The organism is Cryobacterium sp. Hh7 (genome assembly GCF_004403155.1).
In the GTDB taxonomy this organism is placed as follows: Bacteria; Actinomycetota; Actinomycetes; order Actinomycetales; family Microbacteriaceae; genus Cryobacterium; species Cryobacterium levicorallinum.
Genome location: NZ_SOHG01000033.1, coordinates 43,838 through 50,109, shown reverse-complemented (window position 1 = coordinate 50,109; position 6,272 = coordinate 43,838). Strand labels below are relative to the sequence as shown.

Annotated in this window: 6 protein-coding genes and 1 pseudogene; 3 read left to right on the top strand and 4 right to left on the bottom strand. The window is 60.2% G+C overall.

The annotated features are described in order from the left end of the window. The 3 genes from E3T43_RS18770 to E3T43_RS11180 all read left to right on the top strand — a co-directional run. A partial coding sequence (locus E3T43_RS18770; RefSeq protein ID WP_206751401.1) for a hypothetical protein occupies positions 1-185 on the top strand: 185 nt, incomplete at its 5' end. Between the two features lie 210 nt (positions 186-395). Next, a complete protein-coding gene (locus E3T43_RS11185; RefSeq protein WP_166791312.1) occupies positions 396-1,262 on the top strand; it encodes a glycosyltransferase family 2 protein in 867 nt (288 codons plus the stop codon). Positions 1,263-1,276: 14 nt separating this feature from the next. Further along, positions 1,277-1,540, top strand: a complete 264-nt coding sequence (locus E3T43_RS11180; RefSeq protein WP_166791311.1) for a hypothetical protein — start codon at positions 1,277-1,279, stop codon at positions 1,538-1,540. Positions 1,541-1,552: 12 nt separating this feature from the next. Here the strand turns inward: E3T43_RS11180 and E3T43_RS11175 are convergent. From E3T43_RS11175 to E3T43_RS11160, 4 genes and pseudogenes are all read right to left on the bottom strand, one after another. Beyond that, a pseudogene (locus tag E3T43_RS11175) lies at positions 1,553-2,311 on the bottom strand (ABC transporter ATP-binding protein); the annotation flags it as partial. Further along, the gene (locus E3T43_RS11170; RefSeq protein ID WP_134443719.1) at positions 2,311-3,261 is read right to left on the bottom strand and encodes an ABC transporter permease; all 951 of its coding nucleotides are present in this window, start codon (positions 3,259-3,261) and stop codon (positions 2,311-2,313) included. The pseudogene E3T43_RS11175 and the gene E3T43_RS11170, both read right to left, overlap by 1 nt. Positions 3,262-3,303: 42 nt before the next feature. After that, positions 3,304-4,773: a glycosyltransferase gene (locus E3T43_RS19260; RefSeq protein WP_134472506.1), complete on the bottom strand. Its 1,470-nt coding sequence runs from the start codon at positions 4,771-4,773 to the stop codon at positions 3,304-3,306. Further along, positions 4,766-6,232 (bottom strand): glycosyltransferase, encoded by a 1,467-nt coding sequence (locus tag E3T43_RS11160; protein WP_134472505.1) that lies wholly within the window; start codon positions 6,230-6,232, stop codon positions 4,766-4,768. The genes E3T43_RS19260 and E3T43_RS11160 overlap by 8 nt, the downstream gene beginning before the upstream one ends. Positions 6,233-6,272: the final 40 nt, after the last annotated feature.

The window sequence follows — 6,272 nt, the reverse complement described above, 5'->3', positions numbered from 1 at the left end:
CAAAAAATTTCGGGATGCCTACGCCCCACCGCAAGCGCAAGCGCAAGCGCAAGCGCAAGCGCAAGCGCAGAATACTTCGTGGCCATCCGTTCCGTGAGTCCACGGCCAGGAAACAAGCAGTGAACGAGTCTGAAGTTCTACTCGACGCATTCACCAGCAACAGCTGGATCCCCTCACGGTCCTGACCACGACCCGCCAAACCACCCGTCAAAACACGACCTGTCGGAGAAACGCACAGTCACCCCAAAGAACCTGACTAGTTACCTACCCACTGACGTATCGAATGCCGCGCCAAGAGTCGCCCGTGGTACCCTTCTGCGGTGACATTGTCCCAAATCTCCAATCAGACCAGACTCGCTCCGCCACCGTGCACGGGGAAAGGCCTAATACCGACAGTGTCGTTTGCACCGGAATCGCAGCCGGTGGTGAGCGTGATCGTTCTCGCGTGGCGGCTGGTCGATCCGCTTCTCGAAGCACTGGAATCAGTGTCCCGCTCCGTCGACGCTCCCCCGTATGAAGTGATTGTCGTATTGAATGGTGCTCTCCCGAATGTGCGCCAGGCAGTCCGCGCTCAGGTCGCGGGGGTGCGCGTGGTGGACGTCGAAGCGAATACCGGATTCGGGGATGGCTGCAATCGTGGCGCTGCTCTCGCCCGTGGGCGCTTCCTGCTCTTTCTCAACGATGATGCAGTCGTCGCCCCCTCGATGATCACCGCGCTGGTAACGTCGGCTGACTCCTCGGCGACAGGGCAATCCATCGGAGCGGTGGCTGCAGTTCTGCTCAACGGTGACGGAACAATTCAGGAGGCCGGATCCCGCATGGTCAGCACGGCGGGTACGGTCCAGCTGGGAGCTGGAATCCGTCCGGAATCGCCGGATGCCGCACCGTATCTTCTTCGACGTCCCATCGATTATGGATCGGGCGCTGCCCTGCTAGTACAACGGGACGTATTCACGACAATTGGCGGCTATGACACCAGGTACCGCCCCGCCTACTTCGAAGACGCCGACCTCGCTTTTCGCCTAAAAGCACTCGGCCTCTCGGTGATTCTGGAACCCGTGGCGCGAGCACCGCATCTCTCCGGCGCATCCACTGAACGCGATCTGCGTTTTCGCCAGTTCGCGTCGCACCGGGCCGGCCTGGCGTTCATTGAACATGGAAGGATGTACTCGCCACGGCACCACTCGCCGACGCTCCACTCGACCAGCTCTGCGTGGTTCCCGAAGCGGAGTTTGAGTCCGTTCGCGACGATGATCTGTTGAGCACCGATCAACCCATGGCAATCGCGCTCAGCATCGCTGAGGACTATGCGCGGTGGCTGAATACCGAACTGGACGCTTCCCTAGCAGAAGTCGCATCGCTGCGGGATGAGCTCACGCGCGTTCGCGAGACTGCCAGTGGCATGGAAAACGACTTGCGCCCGCGGGCCGAGCAGGCGGAGATTCTGGCGCACAGGCTCCAGGACCTGGAGCACCGAGGTCCGATCGGTCTCATTAAATGGAAAATCGGTGCACTGGTTTTGCAGCGACGCAGCCGGTAAGCCCTACTGACCGAAGGACTCCCGCAGAGCCACGATTCCCTCGTCCGTGGCCCCATCGAAAACTATTTTCCCGTGCGACAGTACGACGACTCGGTCACAGAGGTCCGCGACCTGGGCAGCGGAATGTGACACGAAGACGATGGTGCGGCCTTCGGCCTGAAATTCGCGAATCTTGGCCATGCATTTTTCCTGGAAGGGCTCATCGCCAACGGAGAGCACTTCGTCGACGAGGAGAATATCCGGGTCCACATGCACGGCGATCGCAAACGCGAGCCGCACGTACATTCCGGAGGAGTAGAACTTGACCTGAGTGTCGATGAAATCTCCGATTTCGGAGAAGTCGACGATGGAATCGAAGTAGTCGGCGGTTTGCTTCTGGCTCAAGCCAAGAATGGAACCGTTGAGGAAAACGTTTTCGCGGCCGGTCAGGTCCGGGTGAAAACCGGCGCCCAGCTCGAGCAGAGCCGCGAGACGTCCTCGGCGCTCGACGCTGCCATCATTGGGCTGGATGATGCCGCCGATCACCTTGAGCAGGGTGCTCTTTCCGGAGCCGTTGGCCCCGACCAACCCCACGCTCGACCCTGCAGTGATTTCAAATCCGACATCACGTAGCGCCCAAAAGTCTTCTTTATGGCGCTTGGAGCGGCCGAAGTTGACGATTCGTTCCTTGAGCGACTTGTCCTTGCGAATGATGAATCGCTTGGATACGTCCTTGGTACGGATAACGACCGGCGCGTTGGCGATTGATGGTCGATTCGAGACGTGCGGCATTAGATCTCCTGCGCAAAGTTACCTTGAAGCTTCTGAAAAACACGCTGGCACACAATCAGCAGGATGAAACCGATGATCGTCACGACGAGCAGACGAAGGTCGAGGTCGACGGGCCAGGGCTGGGGGCTCACGACGGTTTCGCCGATGGTGCGCGTTTGGGAACCGGCCTGCCACATTCCTTTCTGAAATGCGAGGACTGCGTTCGAGACAGGATTCAGAAGGTACAGGGACGCTATCCAGGAATGGCTCACCACGACCGCCGAGTTCACGACATACGACCAGGCGTAAACAATGGGCGAAGCCCAGAACAACAACAGCATGGCTACTTCGACCAGGTATTGGATGTCGCGCAGGTAGACGTTGAGCGCCGACAGCAGAATGGCGAAGGCGACTCCGTACACCAGCACGATGAGAATGGCGACGGGGACGTAGAGCAGATTCCACGACAGTGGAAACTGCCCCAACACCACGGTGGCAGCCACGAGCACGATCATTTGAATGGCAAAGTTGAAAATGGCCGAACCGGCCGCCGCCAATGGGAAGATCTCTCGCGGCAAGTAGACCTTCTTGATCAGTCCAGCGTTGCCGATGATCGACATGGTGCCCGACAATACGATCTCGCTATAAAGTCCCCAGATGGTTAGCCCGGCGAACACGAAGATAGCGAAGTCGGGGATGCCACGTGCCGCGCCGAGAAATTGCCCGATCGCTACGTAGTAGATGAGAAGCATGGTGAGCGGTTTGATCAGGCTCCATAGAAACCCGAGGCTGCTATCTTTGTACCGTGCTTTGAGTTCGCGTCGAATCAGAAGGTCAAGGAGTTCTCTGTGAGCCAAAACCTCCTTGATCGAACCCCAGAATCCGCCGATTGCGCCGGCGCTGGAGGAGGTTGACGTCTGGAAGGGAAGGGTCGCCAATCGATCGGCGCGCTCTTGGGCTTTGCTAGTCATGTGGCTCCGAGTGATTCATGGACGCCTGTCCAGTGGTCGAGTCTATGAGATTTTGTGGAAGTAGTTCCACAGCTCGGTGGCGTAGTCGTCCCACCCTTTGTTCTGCCGTTTGGCCGCTTCGAGGCGCAGGTCGGCATTCACCGTGTCGTCAAACATTGCGCTTCCCACCGCTTCAGCGAGGGCGTGGTCGTCTCGTGGATCAACCAATATTGCGCCCCCCTGTTCACAAATTTCCTGCATACTGCCGAAATTCGAGGTTACGACCGGCGTGCCTACCGCGAGCGACTCCGCCACGGGAAGGCCGAACCCTTCGTTCAGGGAGGGAAATACGGTGGCACGAGCCAACCGGTAACCGCCCCAAAGGATTTCATCGGAAATGGCCGAAATACTCTGCACCGGTCGACCGAGTGCCTTCATCTGGGCGAGCTGGGTCGTGAATTGCAGTCCGCCCCACGAGTTGCCACCGACGAAGGAGAGACAGAATTTGTGTCCCTGGCGCCAAAGCAGCTCCGCGGCAGTGAGAACCGCTAGGTGGTTCTTGCGCGGTTCGTGGCTGCCCACGCACATCAGAAGCGGAAGGTCGTCGATCACGAGCTGGCTTCGGGCGAACGCAAGCTCGGTATCTGTGACCGTCCCGGCATCGGAGGCCAGGAACACGGGTTCGATCACAGGCCCGCTCAGGCCCGCTCCGCTCAGCATCCTGCGCCACCCGCGATATTCGACCGCAGCGGCAACGGAAATCGTCGCTACTCGATCGAACCGAGCAATGGCGGCCAAATTCTTTGCAAACGCCCCGCCCATCCCGAGACCGGTCGTCTCGGCCGAGGTCAGCGGAACGCAATCAAACCCGATGGCGAAGGTCGTGTTGCCGGAGAACTCTGCCAGCGCAGAAATGCGCAGTGTGCGTTCGGGCTCGATGGCAAGCTCCGGCAGAATGTACGTTGATTTCCACGGGACAGTGACCTCGCCGATCCCTGCGTGCCCCGCGTGCGGATCGGTCCCATACAGCGCGTTAGTACGTTCTGCCGCCGACAGCTCGCGAAGGCCGCCAAAGGTGGAGCCCCAGCCGACGAGCACTAGGTCCTTGGTCTTCACCCACTCGTCGACGGTCTTGCGCACGACCCGCTGAATGCCCGTGGCCAGGCCGGTTCGAGCAGTGTGGTGCACATCGACGACGGTGACATCGGTGACGACACGCACCGGTCGAACCGAACCCGACGACAGCAATCCGCGACGAACCGGGGATCGCAGCGCTGCGCGGAGGGCAACCTCCGCACCATCGAGCCGGATCCGTCGCACCATGTCGATGACCTGATCGCGGGTCGGAAAATCTGCGCGCAGCACTGCCAGGGCAAGCCACACCCGGTCCGTCGCCGGTTCGGCGTATTGCCGACACACGGCGGCGAACAGCTCGGAATTCGCGATCGACGAAGAGGTCTCCGGTGCCAGCGCATTCAGCAGCACGCGCAGGCGATCATCCCTCGACTGGCGGGGCTGCTTGGCGTCAGACATTGCGCGCAACTCTCAAAGGCTCAACCAGTTGATCCCATAGCTCATCGGCATAGTCGTCCCAATTCCTTGTTGATCGCTCGACGATTTCCGCACGCAACCGTGCGAGCACAGCATCATCGGTGAGCATGATGCGCATGGCATCCGTGATCGCATCGTCGTCGCGGGGGTCCACCGCGAGGCACCCACCGTCAACAGCGATTTCTGCGGTACTACCGTAATTACTGGTCAATACCGGCGTCGCCAAGGCGATGGATTCTGCCACCGGCAGTCCATAGCCCTCGTGCAAGGAGGGGAAGAGTGAGAATCGCGCTTCCCGGTAGGAGGCTATGAGTACGGCGTCGTTGACGCCCCGAAGCACTTCCACCTTGCGGTTCAGTCGTTTGAGCTGGCGCACGCGCTTGTCGAAGTCCCGGGTATAGAGGATGCTTCCCCCGCCAATGAAACGGAGGCGGAAATCGAGCCCCTCGCGCCACAGAACCTCGGCGGCAAAAAGCACCGCGAGGTGATTCTTGCGAGGCTCCTGACTCCCGATGCAGACCACCAGCGGCGAATCAGCGATATCCGCCTGAGCGTAGGCGGCGCCATCCGGGGAGTCCACGGGCAGGCTGACCTCGACTGCGACGGGGCCGACCAGACCCTGGGCGGGCAGTGCGGACACGAAACCCGCGAACTCTTCCGTGGCCGCCGCGCTGATGCCGACCACCCGCTGCGAGTGCTTGAGGATGGTCAGATAGCGCACAAAGCGCTCGGTCTCGTTGGAATCCAACGTGTCAGCACTCACGACCGGGATCGTGTCATAGCCGATCAGGCCGACCCGGTTGCCGGAATACTGGGCGAGGGCCGCCAGTGGGTTGCACAGCACCGCCTGCGGAACCTCCGGGAGGATGACTTCACTGTTAAAAGGGATCACAATCCGGTATGTCGGCGGGTCGACTGGTGCCCTATCAACCTGCGGCTCGGTGTAAGTATTCCACTCGACGACCCGGCTGCGTTCCAGATCCGTCATCGACCGCATGGCGCTGCCGTTCGCCGTCCAGGCCACCAGGGTCATGTCTCGATTAGTCGTCCATCGTGACATGGTCTGGCGAACGACACGTTGAATCCCGGTGTTGTGAACATGGTTGGCGCAGAAATCAACGTCGATGACGGTTCCCGCTGAAATGACCTCGATGCCCTTGTCAAGATCGGCGAATCTCACCGCAGCGTCAAAACAGGTTTCGAGGAACACACTGGAGGCCGTGCGTTCGTCGGCCAGGGTAAGAGCTCGGCGCGTCATTTGCAGAACTTCAGGGCTGGGGAACGCAGCCGTGACTCCAGCGATAAGGAGCCAAACCAGATCATTGCCGCGCCGAGCGCGGGCGATGTTTACCAGGTGCGCCAACAACGGTCCGGTTCCACGCAACGCAAGCTTTACGATCGTGACCTGATCGGAAACGAAATGCGGGGCAATTGCCTTCAAACGACCGAGAAGAGCGGTGTTAAGGTTTGGCTCCGTGCGG

Bases quoted from the DNA above. Each gene is read 5' to 3' on its own strand.
- E3T43_RS11170 (WP_134443719.1), bottom strand. From the start codon at position 3,261: ATGACTAGCAAAGCCCAAGAGCGCGCCGATCGATTGGCGACCCTTCCC.
- E3T43_RS19260 (WP_134472506.1), bottom strand. From the start codon at position 4,773: ATGTCTGACGCCAAGCAGCCCCGCCAGTCGAGGGATGATCGCCTGCGC.
- E3T43_RS11180 (WP_166791311.1), top strand. From the start codon at position 1,277: ATGGCAATCGCGCTCAGCATCGCTGAGGACTATGCGCGGTGGCTGAAT.